Source organism: Bacillus sp. T33-2 (genome assembly GCF_002860205.1).
Classification (GTDB): Bacteria; Bacillota; Bacilli; order Bacillales; family Cytobacillaceae; genus T33-2.
In genome coordinates this window covers 59,654-81,421 of sequence record NZ_PGVB01000029.1, presented here as the reverse complement: position 1 = coordinate 81,421, position 21,768 = coordinate 59,654, and the positions used below count along the sequence as shown (strand labels likewise).

Genomic DNA, 21,768 nt, shown 5'->3' with positions numbered 1-21,768 from the left:
CAAAAATACCGCGGGAACAGTCCCGCGGGAGAATAATTTTATACTTGTGGCTCATCGGAAATTTTGCGTTTTTCTTTATATGTGATGATGACGCCTTTTTTCTTGAGCTCCCTGTTCTTCCATTCAACCCAAAGCTGGGCGGCGATAAAAATCGAGGAGTACGTTCCGACAATCAATCCGACCAAAAGGGCAATCGAAAAGCCGCGGATTGACTCGCTGCCAAAAATCAGCAATGCGACAACCGTCAGGGCAACCATCATCACAGTATTGACTGAGCGCCCCAATGTCTGGCGGATACTGGTGTTGACAACATCGGTGATGTCCTGTTCCGTCTTCAGGCGTCTCCTTTTCTGCATATTTTCACGCATCCGGTCAAATGTCACGATTGTATCATTTATCGAATAACCAACAACCGTAAGCAATGCCGCAATAAAGGTGATGTCAATTTCCCACCGAATGATGCTGAAGAACGGAATGATAAAGAACGCAGCGTACAATAGTGCTATTACTGCTGACACAGCCATCGCCAGTTCAAACCGGAATGAAACAAACACAATCAGGCCAAGTGATGTAATCAGCAATGCCTTCATTGCATTTTTGGCGAGTTCCCGGCCAACTGTCGGGGATACGCTGTTTACATTTGGCTCGTTGCCAAACTCCTCGTTGAGATGGGATTTCAGCTCGGCTATTTCGCCCTTCGAGAGAACGTCCTTAAACCTGGCTACACCGATATTGTTCTCATCACCGGATATGACGATGTCGTTTGTAGGCAGATCCAGCTTTTCAAGCTCCGCAGCCACCTTCTCCGTCGTGAGGCGTTCGTCGGCAAGGATTTCAACCCGGGTACCCTTCGTGAAATCTATGCCCAGATTCAGACCAAGCACAGACAGGATGACAACTCCGGCCACAAATAGCGCCCCTGAAGCCGCAAAGAACCTCCTTCTGTATTTAACAAAGTCAAACCGGTCAAATTTCGTTGGCAGGTCAAGAGTGTCAAAGTTTTCGGAAAGGCTCTTAATCTCATTTTTCTTCACCCCGAACCAGCCAGGTTTTTTATCGAGGAACCCACTGTTAACCCATAGGCCGAGCAACCATCTTGACAGGTACACGTTTGTGAAAAAGCTTCCTAATATACCGATGATCAAACTGGTCGCAAATCCTTTCACAGAGCTTGTACCATAAAAGAAAAGTACGGCACCGGCAAGCATCGTTGTCAGGTTCGCGTCTGTGACAGTTGAGAATGAATTTGTATTTCCAGCTTTGAAAGCTGACTTGATCGATTTCCCAACCTTTATTTCTTCCTTTATCCGTTCATAGGTGATGATATTGGCATCAACCGCCATACCAACCCCCAGTATCAATGCCGCAATACCCGGCAATGTCAGCACCACGTTCATCCAGTCAAAAATAAGTACTGTCAAATAAAGGTAGACTGTCAAGGTAATGGTCGCGATAAATCCCGGGAAACGATAATAGCCGATCATGAACAGGAATATGCCCAGGATGCCGATGACTCCTGCCAGCACAGTCTTATCCATCGCATGCTCGCCGAATTTGGCCCCTACGGATGTAGAATAAACTTCGTCAAGCTTTACCGGAAGTGAACCGGCGTTCAGAAGCTTGGCAAGCTGCTGTGCTTCTTCTACTGTAAAGTTTCCGGTGATCTCTACGTTTTTTTGTGATAGTACATTATCCACATTTGGGGCAGAGAGAAACTTGGGATCTTCCTTCATCCTTTCTGCTTTAAAAGAATCTTTGCCTTCTTCGAAATCAAGCCAGATGACAAGCTGGTTGTCAGGAGCCATCGCCAGGATTTGTTCCGTTACCTTACGGAATTCATCCCCGCTTTTCAGCGTAATGGCAACACTTGGCTGGTTGTTCTGGTCGAAGGACTGCTTAGCGCCGTTCTCAGCCAGGTCTGTACCATCCATCATCAACTTGTCGTTGACGTCCCGGAAAGAAAGGTTTGCCTCAGTGGCCAGCATTTCACGTGCCTTGTTCTGATCCTTCACTCCTGCGAGCTGGACACGGATCCGGTTTTCGCCTTCGATCTGGATATTCGGCTCGCTGACACCGAGAGCGTTGACGCGCCTGTCAAGCGCCTCAACCGTGCTCGTCAATGTTTCACGGTCGATTTTCTGGCCTTTTTCGGCCGGTGTTACTTCATACAGCACTTCAAAGCCGCCCTGCAGGTCAAGGCCAAGCTTAATATTATCTAAAATCCCGCGGGCGGTTGTACCCATGGCGCCTCCTATCAGCAAGATTAGCAGAAAGAAAGCGATAATGCGGTTGCGTTTTACCATTATGAATAAGTCCTCCTTAAATATGCCGGGCAACAAAAAAATAGAAAAATATATAAAAATAACAGCACAAAGCCAGAATACCTTCTTGCAATAACTCTAAAACAAGCATTTTCATTATGTAACAGAATGAAAATGCTGTCAATTTGTCCACTTAAACGACATAGAATATTGCGTCCGAGGCTATTTCAACAATTCCAGCCGCTCCTGGTCGTCCTCAAAGGAAAAGCCGCTGAACTTAAAGGCTTCAACAGTAGCGTAGTTCATGAATTGGCCTGGCTGTACAGAAAGGATATCCGCGACAATTTCGTATACATGCACATCTTCCTTTGGTTTCTTCCACTTTTTCTTTGTTAAATAATCCCAGAGTTCTTTTTCCGTGACTGTACCATACCCCAGCATGCTGAACTCCTCCAGCTTGCTTTCCAATGCGGGTTTGACTTTGCCGTAAAATTGTTCATACATATGGCCGAAATCCATGCCAGCTGCCCCCTCGCGATTTCTGTCAATTCGAAAAATGGATAACCTGTCATGCTTTGTCCACTTAACAGCATATAGTTAATTGTATATGAAATTAGCTATTTTGAGAAGGCAGGGACCAGGATGTCAAAGTTTGTAAGAGGGACAATCATTTTACTGTTAGCCGGGCTTGTGACGAGGGTCCTTGGTTTCATTAACCGGATTGTCATTGCCCGTCTTATTGGTGAAGAAGGGGTAGGCCTGTATATGATGGCGTTCCCAACCCTTATCCTTGTTGTGACCGTCACCCAGCTTGGCCTCCCTGTTGCTATTTCAAAGCATGTAGCAGAAGCAGAGGCAAAAGGGGATTACGCCAAAATAAAAAAGATCCTGGTGGTGTCACTGGCAACGACGATTTCACTTTCACTCGTGTTTACACCTGCCCTGATTATGCTGGCCCCTTTATTATCTAATATATTATTCACCGATTCACGGGTACTTCTGCCGCTGTTGGCAATCACGCCAATCATCCCGATTGTAGCTGTCTCATCTGTTATTCGCGGCTACTTCCAGGGAAGGCAAAACATGAAGCCTGCCGCAGTATCACAGGTGCTTGAACAGCTTATGAGAATTACTTTGATAGCGGTCGTTACACGCGCGTTCCTTCCTTATGGAATTGAATATGCCGCTGCAGCCGCGATGGTTTCCTCTGTTATCGGAGAACTGATTTCGCTTGTCTATCTATTAACCTCGTTTAAACTCAAGAAAAAGTTCCGGCTTCGCAAAAATTTCTTCCAATTTGTGCAATCCGGAAAATCGACTTTTCGTGAATTAATGGGCATTGGGCTTCCTACCCTGGGCAGCAGGCTGATCGGTTCAATCTCCTGGTTTTTCGAGCCGATAGTTGTGTCCCACAGCCTTGCACTGGCAGGTGTAGCAGCTGTAACAGCGACAAAGCAGTACGGCGCGTTAACGGGCTTTGCCTTGCCGCTGCTACTGCTTCCGTCATTCATTACTTTTTCCCTATCAACGGCACTGGTTCCAGCGATCAGTGAAGCCCATTCCAAAAACAATGGAAAACTGATCGAGCATCGGCTTCAACAATCGCTGCGTTTTTCACTGATGACCGGCGGCCTGTCAGTGGTCGTTCTCTATGTACTTGCTGAACCGCTTATGATGGTCATGTATGGTTCCGGGAGCGGAGCCCAATTCATCAAGCTGATGGCACCATTTTTTATTTTTTACTACTATCAGGGTCCCCTTCAGGCTACGCTGCAGGCGCTGAACCTGGCACGTGCAGCGATGATAAACAGCCTTATTGGAAATATTGCCAAGACAGCAGTCATTTTCCTGCTCGCGAGCCAGCCTTCATTCGGAATTAAAGGGGCAGCTTTAGGAATCATCATGGGAACAGTGCTTGTCACAATACTGCATTTTGCCACAGTATTAAAAAGAATTTCATTCACTTTCCATATACGTGAGTACGTCAAAGTTTTCATTGCAATCGTAATGTCCGGATGGGCTGGATTCTGGATGTGGGGCAGGCTCGGCACTGAAGGCCCGTTGACGGTGAAAGTAATGGCTGCTGCGGCTGTCATCGTCATTCTGTACACTATGACAGTGGTCATGCTGGGATTAATTAAAAAAGACGAAATCAACCGTATTCCATGGATCGGCAAGCCCCTGTCACGGTGGGCGTTTAGATGAAAAACTTTATGTGCGTTAGCCAATGAAAAAGAACACGGCCCCGTGTTCTTTCATATTTCGTCCTTGATATCGATATAAAAGTTCCCGTTTGTGTAACTGCAAAACGAAATGTTTTTCACCTCACTGTGCCCTTGTGCTTGTAATTTCTCAAGAAGCCAGGATTCAGTTTTGTGGATTTTTTCCAGGTGTTCTTTCTGGATAACACCATCAATAACTAGCGGGAGAGGGATCCCGCTCCCCTTCTTATTTTCATTTTTTTGAAAAACAGACAGTGTCCCGGATGGTTCGAGAACCGCAAACTCGACGTCAGCAACATTTTTTATATCTTTTTCCCTTAACTGCAGCAGCAGATCATCGAAGTTATAGCGCTGGGCCCTCATGGCATGTTCGTCAATCTTGCCCTGGTTAATGATGATCGTAGGTTTCCCGTCAACGATGTCGCGGAATTTTTTGCTTTTCAATGATAATAGTGCAAGGATAATTTGGATGGCTACCAATAAAAATATGGGCAAAATCGAATGCAGTAATGGCTCATTTGTATTCTCAATGGCAACTGCGGCCATCTCAGCAATCATGATATAAACCACGAGATCGAGAATGCTCAGTTCCCCGATTTCTCTCTTTCCCATTAATCTAAAAATCCCAAGGATCAGAATATAAAGGATCAAAGTCCTGATGATGATCGGGAAATATTGTTCCATGTAGCCTCCCCCTTCGTTATCTCCGTCTAAAATAGTCTTTACAAAAGTGTGTGAATCATATCGTGAGTTTTTTCCATTGATGTTAATTCTTTCTCATTACCTGAAAATTTGTATTCTACTTTGGCCAGCTGGTGAATATGCTTGTACTAATCGATATGGAGTGAAACCTGGGATCAACACAGCATTTCCATGTGATTTTTGGAGGGAGAGGGGCAAATGGAATCAAAAAGTGTTGCAATAGCAATATTGTACGGAGTGATTGTCGTTTTTTTAGTGGCAATTGTGAGCAGTTTTATCCTGGCGCTTCTATTAAGATTTACTTCGGTACAGGAATCTTCGTTGCAGTACGTCATGACAACCGTCTCGTTTATGTCTTTGTTCGTCGGGGGATTTATTTCGGGGGGTAATGGCAAACAAAAGGGTTGGCTCCTTGGCGGGATGACAGGGCTTATTTATTCGTCGATTATCTTCCTGTTTCATTATCTGGGCTATGACAGCCTCTTTTCCATTGAACAAGTCATATATCACGTGTGTTACACAATCACAGCGATGATGGGCGGAATTCTCGGGGTCAATATGTCATCAAACTCGAGGACAGCCTGATTCATTTAATATGGAAAAGAAGCAGGCTCAAGTGCCTGCTTCTTTTCGATGCCATTATTTACTTGCGAGTTTTTCTCCTGCTGCTTCCACTACTTCACGGACAGCGCCGCGGTCATATGTAAGCCTGCTTCCGTCACCGCATTTAATCACGATCGTGCCTTCATCAATGGCGTCCACAGTTCCATGCAGCCCGCCAATTGTCACAATGCGGTCGCCTTTTTTAAGGTCGCTTTGCATCTGCTGGACAGTTTTCTGCCTTTTTTGCTGAGGACGTATCAACAGGAAGTACATCAGCGCAAACATCAATATCAGCGGGAATACTGTACCTAGTAAGTTTCCATTCATTCTATTCCCCTCCTTTCAGTATTCACAAAGGTTAAAAATTTTTCGCATCAGGCTTGTTGAAACCGTAACGTTCGAAAAACTCTTCCCTATAATCGCCAAGGCGGTCTTCACGAATCGCCTGGCGGACATGCTCCATTAATTTTAGCAGAAAATATAAATTATGGTAAGTTGTTAATCGAATTCCGAATGTTTCATCACATCTGATCAAGTGGCGGATATAGGCACGCGAATAATTCCGGCAAGTGTAGCAGTCGCATTCCGGATCAAGCGGCCCATAATCCCTTGCATATTTGGCATTTTTAACAACCAGCCTGCCTTCACTTGTCATCAGCGTGCCATTTCGGGCTATCCTAGTCGGGAGCACGCAGTCAAACATGTCTATGCCGCGGATGGAACCATCAATGAGCGAATCAGGGGAGCCTACCCCCATCAAGTATCTCGGCTTGTTTGACGGCAACAGCGGCGTCGTGAATTCAAGCACGCGGTTCATTACGTCCTTCGGTTCGCCGACAGACAATCCGCCGACTGCATATCCCGGGAAGTCCAGAGAAACTAAATCGCTGGCACTTTGCTTGCGCAGCTCTTCATATTCCCCGCCCTGCACAATCCCGAACAGGCCCTGGTCATGCGGGCGCTTATGCGCTGAGAGGCAGCGCTCGGCCCATCTTGATGTCCGCTCTACCGATTTTTTCATATATTCGAAAGATGCCGGGTACGGCGGGCATTCATCGAACGCCATCATGATATCGGAACCAAGGTCATTCTGGATTTCCATTGCCTTCTCCGGAGACAAAAACAGCCTGTCCCCGTTCATATGGTTGCGGAAGTGGACTCCTTCTTCCTCAATCTTGCGGAAATCACTTAAGCTGAAGACCTGGAATCCTCCTGAATCTGTCAAGATCGCACGGTCCCAGTTCATAAATTTATGCAGTCCGCCTGCTTCCCTGACAATGTCATTTCCGGGCCGCAGCCACAAATGGTAAGTGTTGCTTAAAATAATGCCTGCCCCCATTTCCCTCAATTCCTCCGGGGACATCGTTTTTACCGTTGCAAGTGTCCCGACAGGCATGAACGCGGGGGTATCAAAGGAGCCATGAGGCGTATGGACCCGGCCAAGCCTTGCTCCAGTTTGCTTGCATGTTTTTATAAATTCATAACGAATAGCAGACAATTAATTGCGCTCCTTCCCTGTTTCCAATCTGACTGAGCTGCCTAAAGGATGAGCATGGCATCTCCAAAGCTGAAAAACCTGTATTCTTCTTGTACCGCTGTATTGTATGCCCTTAGAACACTTTCACGCCCTGCAAGCGCGCTTACGAGCATGATCAGCGTCGACTTGGGCAAATGGAAATTCGTGATCATCCCGTCAATGGCTTTAAACTCGTAGCCCGGGAAAATAAAAATGTCCGTCCAGCCGCTTTCCGCAACAATGCGCCCACCGTTTGCGGATGCAATCGCCTCTAGGGTCCGCGTTGAGGTTGTGCCTACGGAAATAATCCGTCCACCCGACTCCCTCACCTCATTTAGGAGCCTTGCGGTTCCTTCGGAGACCTGGTAAAACTCGGCATGCATTTCATGCTCTTCGATGGAGTCCACGCTCACAGGCCTGAAAGTTCCGAGACCGACATGTAACGTGATGAAGGCAATATGGACCCCTTTTTCCTGGAGCTGTTCAAGCAATTCTTCCGTGAAATGGAGCCCGGCTGTGGGGGCTGCAGCAGAACCGCGTTCCTTGGCAAACACCGTCTGGTAGCGGTCCTTGTCCTCCAGCTGCTCTTTTATATATGGAGGCAGCGGCATTTCACCGAGCTGGTCAAGAATTTCATAGAAAATCCCTTCGTAATTGAAATCCAATATCCTACCGCCATGGCCATTTTCACCTGTACACATTGCGGTAAGCAAACCGTCGCCGAATACAATCCTTGTGCCTTCTTTCACACGTTTGGCCGGCTTTATCAGTGTTTCCCAACTGTCGCCCTGCAGCTGTTTCAACAGCAATACTTCTATTTTTGCCCCTGTATTCTCTTTTGTTCCAAACAGACGCGCCGGCAACACGCGGGTGTCATTCAAGACAAGGCAATCCCCTGGTTGAAAATAGTCTTTAACATTTTTAAAAATATCATGCTTAATGCCGCCATCATCCTTATTTAACACCATAAGCCTGCTTTCAGACCTTTTTTCAAGAGGTGTCTGCGCAATAAGTTCTTCAGGTAGCTCAAAATCGAACAAATCTACTTTCATTTTTTTCACCTACTGTTTTTACGGTTAACGGAAGCGGTTTATAAAATAAAAAACCGCCGACAACAAAATGCTGAGTACTATGGAAGTAACAATTGGAAAATAAAAGGTGGCATTTCCTTTTTTAACAACAATATCGCCTGGCAGGCGGCCAAGCCCGGTAAATTTCATGAGAAACCCTGCGATAAACAAGACAGCTCCTGCAATCATCAGCAGTTTTGCGAGCCCGCTCATTGTCATGCACCTCCAAAAGAGTTGCGATTTTCAATCAGACGGCATTTCCATGTGAAAATGCCGGTAAACCGCCTCCGTCGCGATTCTTCCTCTTGGTGTCCTCTGCAGGAAACCAATCTGGAGCAGATACGGTTCATAAACGTCTTCAATTGTATGCGGCTCCTCGCCAATCGTCGCAGCGATCGTGTCAAGGCCGACGGGTCCGCCACGGAACTTCTCCACAATCCCTATTAGTAATTTATGGTCAATATGGTCGAGTCCTAAACGGTCGACCTGCATGAGTTCAAGCGCTTCCTTTGCCAGCTTGTCATCGATTGTCCCATTGCTGCGCACCTGGGCAAAATCTCTTACACGTTTAAGCAGGCGGTTGGCAATTCTCGGGGTCCCCCTGGACCTTCTCGCGATTTCAACAGCAGCATTGCTGTCTATTCGTGTTCCAAGCAAATCTGAAGTCCTGACCACAATTTCAGTGAGTTGCGCTTCATTGTAATATTCCAGCCTGCTGAGCACTCCAAACCGGTCCCGCAGCGGGGCTGACAGTGAACCTGACCTTGTCGTCGCGCCAACAAGGGTAAAGGGCGGCAGGTCAAGCCTGACGGAACGGGCACTCGGTCCTTTCCCAATCACGATGTCCAGGCAAAAGTCCTCCATGGCTGGATATAATACTTCCTCAATCGAACGCGGCAGCCGGTGAATTTCATCAATGAATAAAACATCACCGGGCTCCAGTGCTGTTAATATTGCAGCCAGGTCGCCCGGCCGTTCTATCGCCGGCCCTGAAGTGGTCCTGAGGCTGACACCCATTTCGTTGGCAATGATTGCAGCAAGAGTTGTTTTTCCCAATCCCGGCGGGCCATAGAGAAGGACATGATCGAGAGTTTCTTCCCTCATCCTTGCTGCAGCAATGAACACCTCGAGGTTAGCTTTCACTTTGTCCTGGCCAATATACTGTTTTAACGTTTGCGGCCGCAAGCTTTGCTCAAATGAAAGATCCTGGACATCGGCTTCACCGGAGATGATACGTTCTTCCATCTGTAATCACCCTTTTTTCATAAAAATTCCGTATCAGTAAGGTATTGCGGTCCAATTGATGCGCAGGCTATTTCAACAGTTTTTGCAAAGCCTTTTTGATGTACTGGTCGGTGGAAAGCTGTTCCTTGCGGAGCTCAGGCATGATTTTATTAATCTCTTTTTCCGAGTAACCCAGAGCTTTCAAGGCAAGCATTGCTTCATCAAAATCGTGGGAATAGCCGCTCGTTTGGTGTTTGTGATCTTCAGCAGAAAACAGGTTCGGGAAAAAATCCGGCACCAGGTCTTGAAGCTTGCCTCTGAGGTCAAGAATCATCTGCCTTGCCGTCTTTTTGCCTACTCCCGGGAATTTTACAAGATAGGCCTCATCTTCATTTTCGATTGCCTGGACCACCTGTTCTGGCTGGCCGGATGCCAAAATTGCCAGAGCACCCTTAGGCCCGATCCCCGAGACATTCAGCAATCTGGCAAACAAGGCCTTTTCCTCCCTTGTTTTAAAACCGTATAGAGCAGCCACATCCTCCCGTACATAGTGATAAGTATAAATAAGCGTGTCCTTGCCTGATTCATTGGTATATATAAACGGGTTGGGAGCCATGATTTGATAGCCGATTCCGTGATTCTCGATAACTATGTATTCAGGGCAGACATATTCGACTTTCCCTCTAATAAACTCGAACAATTTCTCTTCGCTCCTCTTTTTTGCTGTACCTCATTTTATCATACTATTTTTATAGGAACGAAGAAAAATGTTGCATTAGGTCATTTTTGTCATTATAATGAGAGAGTCGAAAAATTCAGACTAGGGGGTAAAAATTCGATGAAGAAATTACTAGCTTTATTAGCAGCATTTGCTCTGACTTTTGCTGTAGTTGGATGCTCTGCCGATAAAAAAGAAGAGCCGGCAGCTTCTGAAGAGAAAAAAGAAGAAAAAACAAATGAGTTGACTGACCAGGTTAAATCCAAAATGTACAATACCGTCCGCATTGCAGCCGGAAAGGTTGATGAAGTTTTCGCCAAGGAAACTGTTTCTGAAGAAGATACAAGGCCAGTAGTCAACTCTTCCTTTGCAGATGAAACTTCAGCAGTCGAGTTCCTGTCCAAATATTTCAGTGAAGATATAGCACAAGAAATCTATGCTCATTATAAAACTGACCAAAAGACAGAAGATGGCAGAATGATCGTAAACGAAGAGCCATACATCCCTGCAACATTCCTTGAAGGAAAACAAGCCGATGCAACTGTTGAAGGCGATGCAACCAAAGGCACTGTCAAGACGACAGACAGCGGTACATACACAGTAGAGCAAAAAGACGACAACTACGTTGTTACTGGTATAGAGAAGTAAGAAAAATGGAGGCATTCGTGCCTCCATTTTTTTAATGCTACTTTTGCAGACTGTCCTGCTTTGTGTAAGGCTTATATGCTTCCAGCACTTTTTGGTACTGGTCCTTCGTTTTGATCTGTATCCCCTTTTTCAGCTCTTCCCTTTTGACACTCTCAAGCTTGCCGAGGTCTATTTGAAAAAAAGACTGGATGATATTTGACTGTTCGGGCCGGCCATTAAAGATGGTGAGCAGTCCGTCATTTGTTAATCCGAAGTAGCCGTTCGCTTTTAAAAGCGGGGAAATATCGTCTACATCCTGCCTGAAAACGACCAATCCTTCATCCATGTTTACAAGTGTCCAATTATCATATTTGGCCCAGAAATCCTCCATCGACAAAATGGTCTCCGCAACCCGTTCTTCACTAATTTCCCCGTCCAAGTATTTTCTCTCCAGGATCACAGTCACTTCCAACTGCCTGATTTCTTCATTATCGGCTTGTGAAGGTACCTCAGCAATAACAGGTCCTGCCATCACGTATGCTTGCTCAAAAGAACCCAATCCAAACAAAATCAAAGCTGATCCAAACAATACCATAATGAAAAGCCTGGAGCCCATTGCTGATCACCCCTTCTCTGTTTTCCATTGTTAGTCTGGCCAATTTTTTGAAATTTATCCCCGGTAGCCTTGTCTGCGCGGCGGCATTTACACATGCATATGTGGCATCAATTTTCACTGCTGATCTATTTTATCTTTTAGTTTTTTTATAAAGGCTTTCCGCTCCTGAAATTGCACGGCAGTCAATTGTACAACTTGGTTGACGTAGCTTGAAGAAAGGCGGCTGTTTTCTCTTATGATCCTGTTCCATTCCCGCAATATGTCTGCAGGGAACACCAATCCGTATAAAAATGCTTTGTCTTTTAGAAACCCCTCCAAAGTTTGAAGTTCACTCAAACCTTCAAGAGACCAATCAATGAATGGAAGGATCCTGTTTGCATATTGAAGATAATCAAAGCTTCGCGGACCCATGCTTATCAAATCGAAATCTATCAAATAGAGCTGTCCGTTGTATGCGCGGATAAAGTTGTGATGAGCTACGTCCCCGTGAAGGATCACCGGCGGATCTTTTTCGTTCAATTCAGCTTTTAGCCCCTCCATGGCATAGTTAGCCCATGAAATAATCTCATGAGTCATAGATACTTGCACAAAAGAATTCACAATTTTGAGGTTACTGCTGAATAATGCCAATCGGTCCTCCCATTTTTGGAGGAGGTTTGCCTTTGGCAGAAGTGATGAATATGAGTTGGTCAAAGTGCTGCTGACTGAATGGTATTGCTTTAAAAGTTCAAGGCCTTCACGCCGGTCCCTCTCGGTATGAAACGTAAAACTGGCCCGGTGGGGAGTGATGTACTCCAGGCATCCATAAAAATTGTTTTTAAAATAGAGAGGCTTGGCGTCGAATGGACAAAAAGAATAAGAATGTTTAAAGCCAGCTTTTCTCAGTGAGGCAGTATAGGCTTTTTGAAGATTCAGCCTGTAGAGGCTTTCAAAAGATTTTAAAATAAAATACATCCTGGCCGTTCTCACAAGAAATACATGGTCGCGTATGGGAATAACATCGCTGATCTTTAAAGGCAGCTGGGAATTTAAATAGGAGAGGAGACGATTTTTTACCAAATCGTCTCCTCCAGGTTGGAGCTTAATCTTCATCAGTTTCTTCGTCAGTCCGGGGCATCCAGTACTGGCCGCCCATTGAACCGTGGCCAAATGGATACATTTGTGGTCCAAAGCCATAGCCCATTTGCTGTCCATATGGTGGTGTATATACGGGAGAGGTTCCGCCAGGCCCATAAGGAGCGCCCATTGCCTTAGGACCGCCGCAGCCACAATCAGCCTGCTGCATCATCGGTGATACCATTTGTGGCATCTTCGGCATCTTGGGCGCTTCAAATGCCCCATGTACCTGGGGCGGCAATTGGAAGTCTTTTGCACCCATTACCTGCGGCGGCATTTGATACTCCTGTGCACCCATCACCTGCGGCGGCATTTGGTAGTCCTCTGCACCCATCACCTGCGGCGGCATTTGGTAGTCCTCTGCGCCCATTACCTGCGGCGGCATTTGATACTCCTCTGCGCCCATTACCTGCGGCGGCATTTGATACTCCTCTGCGCCCATCACCTGCGGCGGCATTTGATACTCCTGTGCGCCTAGCACCTGTGGCGGCATTTGATACTCCTGTGCGCCTAGCACCTGTGGCATCATTTGTGGATAACCGCCCGGAGCCTGCATAAATGGTCCACATGGGTAACCGGCTCCAGGCATAACTTGTGAAAAAGGCATTACATTCGTTGGGCCGCATGGCATGTGCATTGCGGGTGCTGTCTGGGTAAATGGCATTTGTGCCGGAATATTTTCTGCACCCATTACAGCCTGCGGGGCCATGCTTGGAATGAATGGGGCTTGCTGCTGGTCAAAAGGAGATGACTCCATTCCTGCCTGCTGCATGAAGCCTGAGCTTTCATTCCCTGGATAACCCGTTTGGTACATCGGCATTGTGCCCGCACCCTGGACCTGCGGATATTGTCCCATTGGCTGGAATCCTCCAGGGTACCCCCCTTGAAAACCATAACTGGGAGCTTGCATACCAAAACCTGGTGCCTGCGCACCGAAACCGGGTCCTTGCATACCGAAACCTGGTGCCTGCGCACCGAAACCGGGTCCTTGCATACCGAAACCTGGTGCCTGCGCACCGAAACCGGGTCCTTGTGTACCTGAAGCAAATGGATATTGTTGTTGAGGATAAGGAATCATAGGCTGTTGGTAACCTCCTTGGAAAATGGGCATCATGGAAGACGACTCTTCCATAGGCTCTTTATTTTTTAAGTGAATGTCAGGCTTTATTTCCTGCTTGGCCTGCGGCTTGATATCAGCTTTAATTTCAGGGAATACTTTGGCTGGTTTGGGCGGAAGTTTTGGCTGCGGCGGTAACGGGAGCTTTTGTTGCGGTTGCTGGACAGGCTGTTCTTTAGGTTTTGCTTCAGCCTGCTCTTTTGGCTGTGCCACCGGCTGCTCTTTTGGTTTCACAACAGGCTGCTCTTTTGGTTTTGCCACCGGCTGTTCTTTTGGTTTCACAACAGGCTGCTCTTTTGGCTTTGCAACAGGCTGTTCTTTTTGCTTCACAATAGGCTGCTCTTTTGGCTTTGCAACAGGCTGTTCTTTTTGCTTCACAATAGGCTGCTCTTTTGGCTTTGCAACAGGCTGTTCTTTCGGTTTCACAATAGGCTGCTCTTTTGGCTTTGCAACAGGCTGTTCTTTCGGCTTGGGGGCTGGCTGCTGAACCGACATGTTTGCCATATTTAGCAAATAGTAGTTGTTTATATCAATTTCAGGGATGACTGGCTGGGGCATTTTTGGAGTATATGGCTGTTTTGCGGCTTCTTTCGGCATTTCCTTTTTAGGCTCTTCCTGTTTTAATGCTTCCTGTTTGGGCATTTCCACTGGTTGTTTCGCTTCTGGCATTGCTTCACCAGGTACCTGGGCAGGCTTCAGTGCTGCAAAAGGGTGTTCAGTAACCGGCATTTCTTTTTTGCCACCCATATTGATCTTTGCCTGCGGCGCTTCCCCCTGGTTTGGAGTTTCTTTTTTTACCGTTCCTCCTGTCGTTGGAACTTTTATTTTCATGCCGGGCATAATCATATCAGGATTGCTGAGCTGCGAATTCATCTTCTTCAGCTCTTCAAAATTCACGCCGTACTTCTTGGCGATCTTCCAAAGAGTATCCCCTTTCTGTACGATATGGATTTTCACTCTGGTTTCCCTCCTATGGCATAAGTCCATATAATGTATGACGGTATGGGCAAAATGGTAACAATCTTTACAAAAACTTATGCATAATGGAGGAAATTTATGAATCCCGTTATCCCTCCCCGGCTGGAGGAAATTTCAAATTATACATATGCTCAAATCCCGGATATAGCGCCTGAACAAAAAACTTTTTATCTTTAGGGAACATTATGCTAAAATTTTGGAATCAGGACAGTGAGGAGCGGGCAAAAATGAACGACCAGAAAAAAATTCGCGGGGAAGCGCGGCGATCGTTTCTATTACAATTGTTAAAAGACAGCAAAGAACCGATAACCGGCAGTGAGATGGCGTCGCGAACCAACGTGAGCCGTCAGGTGATCGTTGGAGATATCACCCTGTTGAAAGCTAAAAATGAGCCGATTATCGCCACCAGCCAGGGATATATATATTTAGCCGCTGCTCCTTCCAGCCATGTTGAAAGGACGATAGCATGTCAGCACATGCCGGAAAGAACAGAAGAAGAATTAAATATGCTGGTTGACCATGGTGTAACAGTAAAGGATGTCAAAATCGAGCACCCCGTATATGGTGATTTGACCGCTTCCATCATGGTTTCAAACCGGGCTGAGGTCAAACAGTTCATGCAGAAAATTAACTCAACCAATTCAGGATACCTGTCTGAACTGACAAGCGGGATCCATTTGCACACCATCTCTGCACCATCAGAGATAGCCCTTGACGAGGCAGAGGAAGCCATGAAAAAAGCGAATTTCCTCATTAGCTAAAAATGCGGGACTCTTGCCGGAGTAGTGAAGCTATTTCATGATATATTAACTGACAAAGCCAATCACTCGGGACGCCATCGCCTCATATTTTATCTGAACTTAAAAAAATCCATCATTAGATGGATTTTTTTGTTTTCATAATTTATAAGATGGATAACTTCCAAGAATCCTCACTGAGCAGCCTAATGCCTCAAGCTCTGCCATTGCGCCGGGAATCAGCACCTCGTCCATTTTCATATCGACATCAATGATGAAAAAGTAGTTGCCGAGGCCTGTTTTCATCGGACGGGATTCAATTTTCGACAGGTTCAGCTTTCTCCATGAAAATGCGGAAAGAACCTGGTGAAGCGCTCCTGCCCGATCAGACGGAAGGGTAATGAGCATGGTCGTCTTATGGCCATTGAACGCAGCACTGTCCATTTGAAATTCAAGGGGTTGCTTTGACAACAGCACAAACCGGGTATGGTTATGGTCAAAATCATGGATATTTTCCTTCACAATGGCAAGTCCGTATTCCTGTGCAGCGAGTGAATTTCCGATAGCTGCTGCTTTGACATGCGGATGTTCCTGTACATATCGGGCTGCTGCGGCGGTAGATGTCATGTTTTCACATCTGACCCCTGTTAGTTCTTTATGTAAAAATTTATGGCACTGGGCAAGTGCATGAGAATGGCTGTAGATTATGTTAACATGATTCCAATTATTCACGTTAACAGGATGGATCATCAAATGCTGCTGGACAGGCGCGGTCGCTTCCCCGCAAATGACCAATCCCGTTTCATGAATCAAATAGTCCAGCGTGATATTCACGGATCCTTCGAGGGCATTTTCAAGCGGGACGACAGCAGCGTCCACTTCATTATTGAAAACTGCATCCATGCATTCGGGTATCGTCATGAAAGGAACCCGCTCTTCACCACTGAACATTTCCCGGACTGCAAGATCTGTGAAGGTAGCCCGGGGCCCCAAAAAACCAATTTTCAACCTGATCCCTCCCAATTTTCATTTCTGTCTATACTACGCTCCAGAGCCAAGTACATCAACTTTTTCAACAAATTCCAGTTCCCGGAGTTTCTCGAGCATTTGATCCATCTCAATGTACATTTCAGTTACATTGAGGGACATTGTTACGTTCGCCCGCCCCTGAAGCGGGATGGTCTGATGGATCGTCAGGACGTTGCATCCCGTCGATGCCACCACACCAAGCAGCTGGGACAGAGTGCCCGAGCGGTCCTCCAGATGAAAAAAAAGCGTGATGATGCGTTCTTTGACGATTGTATGGAATGGAAAAACCGTGTCACGGTATTTATAGAAGGCGCTTCTGCTTAAATCCACCCTGTGGACAGCATCCCACACTGATTCTGCTTTTCCCCGTTCGATCATTTCTTTTGCTTCAAGCGTCTTTTTCATCGCTTCAGGAAGAACGTCTTCCCGCACCAGATAAAATTTTTTAACAGGTTTGTTTTGTTTCATGATCCACCCCGACCTGGACAACGTTATTCGATAAATTCGAATTCATAATCAAGGAGCCTGACCGTATCGCCGTCTGAAGCCCCTCTCTCCCTCAGTGCTTCATCCACACCCATTCCACGCAGCTGCCGTGCAAACCTGCGGACTGATTCGTCCCTTGAAAAATCGGTCATTTTAAAGAGCCTTTCAACCGTATCACCGGAAATTACATAGCTTCCATCTGGGTCACGGGTAATGACAAAGTCCTTCTGCTCCCCTTCATGCCTGTACACCACACGGTTAACCCCGGTTTCTTCCTCTTCTTCCTCAAATAGCGGAAACTCTGGTGTATGCTCCAGCAAATCTGCAACTGCGAACAACAGATCACGCAATCCCTCCCGGGTCACAGCGGAGATTGGATAAACAGGATGATCATCCCCAAGTTGTTCTTTGAATTTCTCGAGATTCTCTTCTGCCCCCGGCATGTCCATTTTGTTCGCGACAATGATTTGGGGCCTCTCTGTCAATCGAAGGTTGTACTCCTTCAGTTCGTTGTTGATCGTGACGTAATCTTCATAAGGGTCCCGCCCTTCCATAGCGGCCATGTCGATAACATGGACGATGACCCTGGTCCTTTCGATATGCCTTAAAAATTGATGGCCCAACCCCACACCAGAATGGGCGCCTTCAATCAGTCCTGGCAAATCAGCCAAAACGAAGCTTCTGCCATCGTCTGTCTCCACCATGCCGAGATTAGGAACGATTGTCGTAAAATGGTATTCCGCTATCTTCGGCCTGGCTGCAGAAACAACCGATAACAAGGTTGATTTCCCAACGCTAGGAAAACCCACAAGACCGACATCAGCCAGTAGTTTTAACTCCAGAGTGACATCTCTTTCCTGACCAGGTTCGCCATTTTCAGAAAGCTCTGGGGCGGGATTGGCAGGGGTCGCAAAACGGCTGTTTCCCCGTCCTCCCCTTCCGCCTTTAGCGATTACTACCTGATGGCCGTGCTCTGTTAAATCGGCAATGACCTCATTCGTTTCGACATCCGTCACGATCGTACCAGGCGGAACTTTAACAATGAGGTCTTTTGCGTTTCGTCCATGCTGATTCTTCGACATTCCGTGTTCGCCCCGGTCCGCCTTGAAATGGCGCTGGTAGCGAAAGTCCATAAGTGTTCTGAGCCCTTCTTCCACTTGGAAGATGACATTGCCGCCTTTTCCTCCATCGCCGCCAGCAGGGCCACCCTTTGGAACATATTTTTCACGGCGGAAAGCAACCATTCCATTGCCGCCGTCGCCACCTTTTATATAAATCTTAACTTGATCGACAAACATTTTTATACCCACCCGTCTTCATTTTGTTTATCACCCATCCTCTGCAGAGGTACCGTTCCCAATTTCTTTCCTTAGCCCGGAAGTAAAAAAACTTCGATGGAAAGCTCATCCTCTTTGAGGCATGTGACTTGGACAGTCAGTGCCGAGTCCGGATTTCCCAGAAACCTCTTAAGATGTACATTATCTGTTATTATTCCTTTAAAATCAAAAAAGAAACGGATTCCTGCTTCCTCGGGTTGAATTGTAACGGAAAGATAATTCTCCTGAAAAGGTTCAATACACTGATCGACGGCCAGAAACAGATCATTTGTCCATTTTGCAAGCAGCTCGTCATCTACATGATTAGTGTGCGAAGATTCAATCACTTCATAGTCCAGCTTGAACAAATGTTTTTCCCAATTGCATGTTAACAGCAATGAGGCGAAACGGGGCAGTTTTAAGTTTGAAAGCCTTGTTTCCTGCTGGGATTCCATGACAATTTGATCAATGATTTCATGGACCTTTTCCGGCCTGTCCATTGACAGATTCATCTTTATTAATTGAAGTTTATTCAGCCAGTCATGCCTTGCATGCCGCAGGACTTCAATGGTGTCCCATTTTTTATCCATGATCAGTACTCCTACTCTTAAGACTGCTTGCTGTTAGTATATCAAAAAAGTTGTCCAAGGAAAGCAATTATAGGAGAATGATGCAGATATTGGTTATGTTTTACGGTAAAAAGAAAACCCTAACCGGAATGGTTAGGGTTTTCTGTTGAAGGCTTAAGCTTCTTGAGCCTGAGGATAAACAGATACCTGCTTGCGGTCACGGCCTAAACGTTCAAATTTAACAACGCCGTCAACTTTCGCGAATAGTGTATCGTCTCCGCCTTTACCCACGTTCACACCTGGGTAGATCTTTGTGCCGCGCTGACGGTAAAGGATTGATCCGCCAGAAACGAACTGGCCGTCTGCACGCTTTGCACCAAGGCGCTTAGAAATGGAGTCACGTCCGTTCTTTGTAGAACCTACTCCTTTTTTGGATGCGAATAGCTGAAGATCTAGTTTTAGCAACATGTCATTCCACCTCCTGCTTTTTATATGTGATTTTTATATGCGTTCCGTACTGTTCTTCTATCGTCTGCAACGCGACAAGCATTCCCTCGAACAGAAGTTGAATTTTCTCATGTACCTCTTTCGGAAGATCCTCAGGCACGGTACAGCGGAGAAATCCATTTTCATCATGTTCGATATCCGGAGCAATGCCAGTCAGTTCATGGACTGCATTTATTGCACCTACGGACACCGCGGATACGCCTGCACAGACGATATCCTTGCCGCGTTCGTCAAAAAATGCATGGCCGCTGATTGCGAACGATTGAATAGCGCCGGAGATCGTTCGATTAATCATGATTTGGATCATCGGTCAGGTCGCCTTACGCGTTGATTGCATCAATGACAACTTTTGTGTATGGCTGACGATGACCTTGCTTTTTGCGGTTATTTTTCTTCGCTTTGTACTTGAAAACGATGATTTTCTTTTGACGGCCTTGTTTTTCAACTTTACCTGTAACCGTAGCGCCTTCAACTAATGGGCTTCCTACTTTTACATCATCACCGCCAACGAAAAGAACCTTGTCAAAAGTAACTGTTTCGCCTTCACCTGCGTTAAGCTTTTCAACGTAGATAGCTTGGCCAGCTTCTACTTTTACTTGCTTGCCGCCAGTTTCGATAATTGCGTACATTCCACTGCACCTCCTCTATAGACTCAGACTCGCCATCCCAGGCGTTTGCCTGCGGCAATCCTTAATACCTGTTCTGTGCGGTTGTAGCACGGGTGCGCTACAAACATAACGTTAAAATAATAACATACAGGATGGGCAGTGTCAACATCATTTTCTACGGCAGCAAAATGGTGAAGATATCATCATTTGTACGATTACTTCCCGTTATAAGAACGGACTACCTCTACTTCAGAGCCGAATTGCCTGATTTCGTATGCAGCCCTGGAAGTTTCCAAAGGCACAAAAAAGATTTTAAGGCCTGTTGCCTCCTCGATCCTTTGTTTATGCTCCTTGTTGGTGCCTGAAAAAACCTCTTCTACAGCCGATGTCGCCGCTACCAGAACAGCTTCATGATCGCTGTTCCTATTTTCCCATAGTTCCCGCTCCAACCTGAAGGCCACTGTTTCCGGGCTTAAAACTTTACCGGTCCCGTTGCATGTTCCGCAGTTTTCTTGCAGAGCCTCTGAAATCGAGATTTTTGTCTTCTTCCTGGTCAGCTGCAAAATTCCCAGTGGCGTAAAACCGATAAGATTGGTCCTGCGTTCGTCCTTCGCGAGCTCTCTCGCCAGTACAGTGACAACCTTTTTCCTGTCTTCTTCCTGCATATCAATAAAATCGATCAACACCATTCCGCCGATATCACGGAGCCGCAGCTGCCTGGCTATTTCTTCAGCCGCAAGCAGATTGGCCGCCAGGACTGTATCCTTCAAGTCATGTTTACCTGAAAATTTGCCGGTATTCACATCAATGATCGTAAGCGCCTCGGCCATATCGAAAACAAGGTAAGCACCATTGTCCAGCCATACGATCCTTTTTAAAGCTTTTTCAACCTCATGCTCCAATTTATAATGGGAGAAAATATTTTCTTTTCCATTATAATAACTAACTTTAAGTTCTTTGTTATAGAGCAGAGGTTCAAGATTTTTTTTGAACTCGAGGCTGTCTACTATTATCTCGCCGGCATCCATTCGCTCAAGCTCGCGTGCAAGCTGTTCAAAGAAATAGTCTTTTTCATGCATCAGGCCGGTTTTTTTAGGTGATGCTTGTAATAAAAGCTGGCGGTAGCTTGTTCGGAGCTGTTCGAGTTCATTTATTAACGTTGCTTCACTCGCATTGATGCTGCTTGTCCGAAAAATCAGCCCTTCTTCCTCTGTTTTCATCACAGTGCCGAATTGCCGCATTCGATCCCGGGCCGCTTCGTCTGCCAATTTTCTAGAAACCGCGACATATTTGCCGTTCGGCATATAGACCACATGCTGCCCTTGAAGCTCAATGATCCCTGTCACCCTTGGCCCCTTCGTACCTGCTGCGTCCTTTTCGACCTGCACGAGCAGTTTCTCACCCTGGTGCAAAAACGAAGAAACACTCCTGTTTGCTTTTGCCTGGTCATTTGAAAGGACAAAGGACGGTATTTTATCCTTGTGCAAAAAGGCATTTTTCCCCTGGCCTATATCGACAAATGCTGCATTCATGCCGGGTAGGACTTTTTCAACCGTACCCAAATAAATATTCCCGACCAGCGACTGCTGCCCGGGCTGCTCTATATAAAGCTTGTCAATCTTGCCATTTTTTAATAGTGCATAGCGTTTTTCCCTTGTCGCAGAATTAACGACGAGCTTCATTTATTTTTCCCCGCTTTTTGCCATAGTTCTTGCCCGTTCACAGTGTAACGAACATGTATCATTC

General features: G+C 46.2%; 23 protein-coding genes, 1 pseudogene and 1 other annotated feature. Of the genes and pseudogenes, 4 read left to right on the top strand and 20 right to left on the bottom strand.

Annotation, left to right across the window (positions count from 1 at the left end; genetic code table 11):
• Positions 1-38 precede the first annotated feature (38 nt).
• A complete protein-coding gene (gene secDF / locus CVD19_RS18585) occupies positions 39-2,303 on the bottom strand; it encodes a protein translocase subunit SecDF (protein ID WP_101584314.1) in 2,265 nt (754 codons plus the stop codon).
• 180 nt (positions 2,304-2,483) lie between these two features.
• On the bottom strand, positions 2,484-2,780 hold the full coding sequence (locus CVD19_RS18580; protein WP_101584312.1) for a post-transcriptional regulator: 297 nt from the start codon (positions 2,778-2,780) through the stop codon (positions 2,484-2,486).
• Between the two features lie 123 nt (positions 2,781-2,903).
• On the opposite strand from CVD19_RS18580, the gene spoVB reads away from it, so the two are divergent.
• Positions 2,904-4,466 carry a stage V sporulation protein B gene (gene spoVB, locus CVD19_RS18575; RefSeq protein WP_101584310.1) on the top strand — a complete coding sequence of 521 codons (1,563 nt, stop codon included), beginning with the start codon at positions 2,904-2,906 and terminating at the stop codon, positions 4,464-4,466.
• A gap of 50 nt (positions 4,467-4,516) precedes the next feature.
• On the opposite strand, the gene CVD19_RS18570 is transcribed toward spoVB, so the two are convergent.
• A complete protein-coding gene (locus CVD19_RS18570) occupies positions 4,517-5,167 on the bottom strand; it encodes a DUF421 domain-containing protein (protein ID WP_101584308.1) in 651 nt (216 codons plus the stop codon).
• 216 nt (positions 5,168-5,383) lie between these two features.
• Between CVD19_RS18570 and CVD19_RS18565 the strand changes: the two genes are divergently transcribed.
• Positions 5,384-5,770, top strand: coding sequence for a TIGR04086 family membrane protein (locus CVD19_RS18565; protein ID WP_101584307.1), 387 nt, complete (start codon positions 5,384-5,386; stop codon positions 5,768-5,770).
• A gap of 54 nt (positions 5,771-5,824) precedes the next feature.
• Here the strand turns inward: CVD19_RS18565 and yajC are convergent, their stop codons facing one another.
• The 6 genes from yajC to ruvA all read right to left on the bottom strand — a co-directional run bounded on the left by yajC (position 5,825) and on the right by ruvA (position 10,298).
• Positions 5,825-6,115, bottom strand: coding sequence for a preprotein translocase subunit YajC (gene yajC, locus CVD19_RS18560; protein WP_101584305.1), 291 nt, complete (start codon positions 6,113-6,115; stop codon positions 5,825-5,827).
• A 31-nt stretch (positions 6,116-6,146) separates the two neighbouring features.
• Complete coding sequence (gene tgt, locus CVD19_RS18555; RefSeq protein ID WP_101584304.1) at positions 6,147-7,286, bottom strand: tRNA guanosine(34) transglycosylase Tgt; 1,140 nt, start codon at positions 7,284-7,286, stop codon at positions 6,147-6,149.
• A gap of 41 nt (positions 7,287-7,327) precedes the next feature.
• Positions 7,328-8,356: a tRNA preQ1(34) S-adenosylmethionine ribosyltransferase-isomerase QueA gene (queA, locus tag CVD19_RS18550; protein ID WP_101584303.1), complete on the bottom strand. Its 1,029-nt coding sequence runs from the start codon at positions 8,354-8,356 to the stop codon at positions 7,328-7,330.
• A gap of 24 nt (positions 8,357-8,380) precedes the next feature.
• Complete coding sequence (locus CVD19_RS18545; RefSeq protein WP_101584302.1) at positions 8,381-8,587, bottom strand: DUF2905 domain-containing protein; 207 nt, start codon at positions 8,585-8,587, stop codon at positions 8,381-8,383.
• 30 nt (positions 8,588-8,617) lie between these two features.
• Positions 8,618-9,619 (bottom strand): Holliday junction branch migration DNA helicase RuvB, encoded by a 1,002-nt coding sequence (ruvB, locus tag CVD19_RS18540; RefSeq protein WP_101584301.1) that lies wholly within the window; start codon positions 9,617-9,619, stop codon positions 8,618-8,620.
• Between the two features lie 67 nt (positions 9,620-9,686).
• Positions 9,687-10,298: a Holliday junction branch migration protein RuvA gene (gene ruvA / locus CVD19_RS18535; RefSeq protein WP_101584300.1), complete on the bottom strand. Its 612-nt coding sequence runs from the start codon at positions 10,296-10,298 to the stop codon at positions 9,687-9,689.
• A 138-nt stretch (positions 10,299-10,436) separates the two neighbouring features.
• Between ruvA and CVD19_RS18530 the strand changes: the two genes are divergently transcribed.
• Complete coding sequence (locus CVD19_RS18530; protein WP_101584299.1) at positions 10,437-10,964, top strand: endonuclease; 528 nt, start codon at positions 10,437-10,439, stop codon at positions 10,962-10,964.
• A gap of 37 nt (positions 10,965-11,001) precedes the next feature.
• Here CVD19_RS18530 and CVD19_RS18525 read toward each other — a convergent pair whose 3' ends face one another.
• The 3 genes and pseudogenes from CVD19_RS18525 to safA form a co-directional block, all read right to left on the bottom strand.
• Positions 11,002-11,559: an intercompartmental signaling factor BofC gene (locus tag CVD19_RS18525; RefSeq protein WP_101584298.1), complete on the bottom strand. Its 558-nt coding sequence runs from the start codon at positions 11,557-11,559 to the stop codon at positions 11,002-11,004.
• Between the two features lie 114 nt (positions 11,560-11,673).
• Positions 11,674-12,618 (bottom strand): aminoglycoside phosphotransferase family protein, encoded by a 945-nt coding sequence (locus tag CVD19_RS18520; protein ID WP_257985192.1) that lies wholly within the window; start codon positions 12,616-12,618, stop codon positions 11,674-11,676.
• 1,672 nt (positions 12,619-14,290) lie between these two features.
• Positions 14,291-14,749 (bottom strand): annotated as a pseudogene (safA, locus tag CVD19_RS26055) (SafA/ExsA family spore coat assembly protein); the annotation flags it as partial.
• 248 nt (positions 14,750-14,997) lie between these two features.
• Here safA and CVD19_RS18510 point away from each other — a divergent pair.
• Entirely contained in the window at positions 14,998-15,531 is a 534-nt protein-coding gene (locus CVD19_RS18510) for a transcription repressor NadR (protein ID WP_101584295.1), read from the top strand.
• 135 nt (positions 15,532-15,666) lie between these two features.
• Here the strand turns inward: CVD19_RS18510 and pheA are convergent, their stop codons facing one another.
• The 8 genes from pheA to CVD19_RS18470 form a co-directional block, all read right to left on the bottom strand.
• Positions 15,667-16,515: a prephenate dehydratase gene (pheA, locus tag CVD19_RS18505; protein ID WP_101584294.1), complete on the bottom strand. Its 849-nt coding sequence runs from the start codon at positions 16,513-16,515 to the stop codon at positions 15,667-15,669.
• A gap of 33 nt (positions 16,516-16,548) precedes the next feature.
• Positions 16,549-17,004, bottom strand: coding sequence for an ACT domain-containing protein (locus tag CVD19_RS18500; protein WP_101584293.1), 456 nt, complete (start codon positions 17,002-17,004; stop codon positions 16,549-16,551).
• Positions 17,005-17,027: 23 nt separating this feature from the next.
• The gene (gene obgE, locus CVD19_RS18495; protein WP_101584291.1) at positions 17,028-18,320 is read right to left on the bottom strand and encodes a GTPase ObgE; all 1,293 of its coding nucleotides are present in this window, start codon (positions 18,318-18,320) and stop codon (positions 17,028-17,030) included.
• A 71-nt stretch (positions 18,321-18,391) separates the two neighbouring features.
• Positions 18,392-18,928, bottom strand: coding sequence for a Spo0B C-terminal domain-containing protein (locus CVD19_RS18490; protein WP_101584289.1), 537 nt, complete (start codon positions 18,926-18,928; stop codon positions 18,392-18,394).
• 153 nt (positions 18,929-19,081) lie between these two features.
• Positions 19,082-19,372 carry a 50S ribosomal protein L27 gene (gene rpmA, locus CVD19_RS18485; RefSeq protein ID WP_101584523.1) on the bottom strand — a complete coding sequence of 97 codons (291 nt, stop codon included), beginning with the start codon at positions 19,370-19,372 and terminating at the stop codon, positions 19,082-19,084.
• 4 nt (positions 19,373-19,376) lie between these two features.
• Positions 19,377-19,721: a ribosomal-processing cysteine protease Prp gene (locus CVD19_RS18480; RefSeq protein ID WP_101584288.1), complete on the bottom strand. Its 345-nt coding sequence runs from the start codon at positions 19,719-19,721 to the stop codon at positions 19,377-19,379.
• 13 nt (positions 19,722-19,734) lie between these two features.
• Positions 19,735-20,043, bottom strand: a complete 309-nt coding sequence (gene rplU / locus CVD19_RS18475) for a 50S ribosomal protein L21 (RefSeq protein WP_101584286.1) — start codon at positions 20,041-20,043, stop codon at positions 19,735-19,737.
• 15 nt (positions 20,044-20,058) lie between these two features.
• Positions 20,059-20,136: a sequence feature (ribosomal protein L21 leader region), on the bottom strand.
• A gap of 101 nt (positions 20,137-20,237) precedes the next feature.
• Entirely contained in the window at positions 20,238-21,704 is a 1,467-nt protein-coding gene (locus CVD19_RS18470; RefSeq protein ID WP_101584284.1) for an Rne/Rng family ribonuclease, read from the bottom strand.
• Positions 21,705-21,768 lie beyond the last annotated feature (64 nt).

What these genes read in the sequence shown, in the direction of transcription:
- CVD19_RS18565 (WP_101584307.1), top strand. Translation starts at nt 5,384, where the DNA reads ATGGAATCAAAAAGTGTTGCAATAGCAATATTGTACGGAGTGATTGTC.
- rplU (WP_101584286.1), bottom strand. Translation starts at nt 20,043, where the DNA reads ATGTACGCAATTATCGAAACTGGCGGCAAGCAAGTAAAAGTAGAAGCT.
- ruvB (WP_101584301.1), bottom strand. Translation starts at nt 9,619, where the DNA reads ATGGAAGAACGTATCATCTCCGGTGAAGCCGATGTCCAGGATCTTTCA.
- queA (WP_101584303.1), bottom strand. Translation starts at nt 8,356, where the DNA reads ATGAAAGTAGATTTGTTCGATTTTGAGCTACCTGAAGAACTTATTGCG.
- spoVB (WP_101584310.1), top strand. Translation starts at nt 2,904, where the DNA reads ATGTCAAAGTTTGTAAGAGGGACAATCATTTTACTGTTAGCCGGGCTT.
- CVD19_RS18470 (WP_101584284.1), bottom strand. Translation starts at nt 21,704, where the DNA reads ATGAAGCTCGTCGTTAATTCTGCGACAAGGGAAAAACGCTATGCACTA.
- CVD19_RS18525 (WP_101584298.1), bottom strand. Translation starts at nt 11,559, where the DNA reads ATGGGCTCCAGGCTTTTCATTATGGTATTGTTTGGATCAGCTTTGATT.
- CVD19_RS18580 (WP_101584312.1), bottom strand. Translation starts at nt 2,780, where the DNA reads ATGGATTTCGGCCATATGTATGAACAATTTTACGGCAAAGTCAAACCC.
- secDF (WP_101584314.1), bottom strand. Translation starts at nt 2,303, where the DNA reads ATGGTAAAACGCAACCGCATTATCGCTTTCTTTCTGCTAATCTTGCTG.
- yajC (WP_101584305.1), bottom strand. Translation starts at nt 6,115, where the DNA reads ATGAATGGAAACTTACTAGGTACAGTATTCCCGCTGATATTGATGTTT.
- CVD19_RS18510 (WP_101584295.1), top strand. Translation starts at nt 14,998, where the DNA reads ATGAACGACCAGAAAAAAATTCGCGGGGAAGCGCGGCGATCGTTTCTA.
- CVD19_RS18530 (WP_101584299.1), top strand. Translation starts at nt 10,437, where the DNA reads ATGAAGAAATTACTAGCTTTATTAGCAGCATTTGCTCTGACTTTTGCT.
- obgE (WP_101584291.1), bottom strand. Translation starts at nt 18,320, where the DNA reads ATGTTTGTCGATCAAGTTAAGATTTATATAAAAGGTGGCGACGGCGGC.
- CVD19_RS18570 (WP_101584308.1), bottom strand. Translation starts at nt 5,167, where the DNA reads ATGGAACAATATTTCCCGATCATCATCAGGACTTTGATCCTTTATATT.
- CVD19_RS18490 (WP_101584289.1), bottom strand. Translation starts at nt 18,928, where the DNA reads ATGGATAAAAAATGGGACACCATTGAAGTCCTGCGGCATGCAAGGCAT.
- CVD19_RS18480 (WP_101584288.1), bottom strand. Translation starts at nt 19,721, where the DNA reads ATGATCCAAATCATGATTAATCGAACGATCTCCGGCGCTATTCAATCG.
- CVD19_RS18545 (WP_101584302.1), bottom strand. Translation starts at nt 8,587, where the DNA reads ATGAGCGGGCTCGCAAAACTGCTGATGATTGCAGGAGCTGTCTTGTTT.
- CVD19_RS18500 (WP_101584293.1), bottom strand. Translation starts at nt 17,004, where the DNA reads ATGAAACAAAACAAACCTGTTAAAAAATTTTATCTGGTGCGGGAAGAC.